Genomic DNA, 2,288 nt, shown 5'->3' on the forward strand with positions numbered 1-2,288 from the left:
TTATCTGGGTTAAAGGCATTTGTATTATCTAGAGTTGTATTGTAAAAGCTACTTTGCTTTATGAAATTTGTTGCTAATTCTATATTATATAGATCATTTGAGCTTAGACTTTGTCTATAGGTTTCATTAAATGATTTATCTGTTAGAGATAGTGCTGCTTTTGCTAGGATAGATTTTGCTTCATCATCACTATAAATTTTATTTGTTGTAGTTTGAAGCTTTGATTTAAAGCTTGCTATATTGTTTTTATTGTTTATAAAGTCTATCTCTCTTTGATGAAGCTGTCTATTATAAGTATCTGCACTTGTAGTTATTTTATAGCCTGTGTTTGCTCCTTTATCCCCATTAGCTATACCTCCAGCTATTATGCCTATTAGCTGGGAGACTAATAGGCGTTTGTTGTTATAAGCTTCTATCTCTTTAGTGCTCATATTTGATGTATCTTTATGTAGCGCAGAAGATATTGCTTCATTTACTGCCCCACTTAATGCACCAGCTGCAACGTTTTCATGAGATAGCTTTGCTGATAGTGCTCCTACGGCTGAGTGTAGAGCTATCTTGCCTAGGCCTGATTCTTTAAATAGTGAGTTAGAGTTTATATTTGCTTCACTGCTTGAGTAGCTTCCTACTGCCTTGTAAGCATTATCTGTTGCTTTAGAGATTAAATTTGATAGTAGTGCATCTTTAAAGTTTGTTTTATAGATGGCAGAGTTTATTGCTGCGTTTGATGTAGAGCTTAGCAGGTCTGCATAAGAGAAAGTATAAGTTGGTGTGTTTATGATATTAGTATTACTTAGAGTGCTTATGCTTGATATGTAGTTACTAACATATGAGCCTACCCCTGCACTAATGGCTGATTTAGCTAGAGATGATGCGTCAAATTTAACCTTACCATGAGATAAGAGGTTGTTTGTTAGTTGGACTGTTGAGTTTGCTATGACAGCTGTTGTCATAGCTGATATGGCTGCACTTGCGGTTGAGCTAGCAGCTGCTCCAAGTGCTCCAGCTACAGCGGTTCCAGCTCCTGCTGTTAGAAATGTAACTATGGCTGTTATTATTAGCGCTCCCATTCCACTAAGAGTAGTTGTCTTATCTTCCCACTCTTTAGAATTTAGAACTGCTTTTACTTGATTTATCGTCTCTTCATCTATTGGGGTATCTGAGTTTGATCTTAACTCTCTTATAACTCCCTCTTTAAATTCCTCTGAGTTTAAAGAGTCGTTTATCGCTTTAAAGGTTGTGGCATCTAGTTTATTAGTTATATCCTTGCCATTTAGTGTAAATTTATCTTTTACCTTGATGATAGCTGGGATCTCTACCTCTTCTATCTTGCCCTTATTTTTCACAGTAGCTGTTAAAACTCCTGCGTTGTTACTTAGGCTTGTATTTACAGATGTGCTCTTTGATGAGACTAAATTTAAAAGCTTTGTATTTACATCTACATTAGTAGCCTCTATGATAGAAGCTAGAGCGTTTATGGTATTTGAGTTTAGACTTATATCTTTTGCCGATAGTGTGCTTATGGCAAGATTATAGTTTGAGTTACTCTCTTCGCCATTTGACTTCATTAGATCGCCAAAGCCTGAGTCTTTAAATTTAGATGAGCTCTCTAAGCTATATGAGGCTGGGAGTAAATTTATACTATCAGCTTTTATATCTAAGCTCTCATCTGCGCTGATATTTGAGCCTATAAGTGTAGTATCTTGGCTTGAGGCTATGTTTATGTTTTTGGCGTTTAAATTTGAGCTAATGACCTCTTCATTTGTTGAGCTTGCTGATGCGCTTTGTTTGCCAAGGATCTTTCTAGATGTAGATTCTGATTTGGTATTAGATATGCTATTTGCCGATGAAATTTCTACCGCTTCATTAGCTTTTAAACTTAAGTTCTCTTTAGCATCTACATTTGAAGCAACTATGTTTATATCTTTATTGGCATTGATATTTATATTTTTGCCAGCTTTTATGTTAGAGGCTTTAGCTTCTAGGCTGTTGCTTTCAAATTTGGTAGATGTTTTTCCTATTACAAATGTAGGTGTGCTAAGTGAGCTAAATTTATCTTTTGCTTCTTTTAGAGGGTTTAGCTTTCTTTTTAGATCAACAACGATATCTTTTAGCACTTCATTAGGCTTTAAGATACCTACTCTGCTACTCTTATGCTCCTCTTTATGATAGCTTTCATCATTTGTGTTTGATATAGCTATAAGCTCTGCGTTTAAATTTGTATCATTGCCAGAGTTTAGGTTTGCACCTTTTAGGCTAAGAGCACTTTTGGCATTTAAATTTATATC

Annotated in this window: 1 protein-coding gene; it reads right to left on the minus strand. The window is 35.3% G+C overall.

All coding sequences use genetic code 11. The features are described from left to right. The coding region (locus UNSWCS_RS10340) for a hemagglutinin repeat-containing protein (RefSeq protein WP_035143987.1) at positions 1-2,288 on the minus strand (2,288 nt) is incomplete at both ends.

The organism is Campylobacter concisus UNSWCS (genome assembly GCF_000466685.1).
Lineage (GTDB): Bacteria > Campylobacterota > Campylobacteria > Campylobacterales > Campylobacteraceae > Campylobacter_A > Campylobacter_A concisus_A.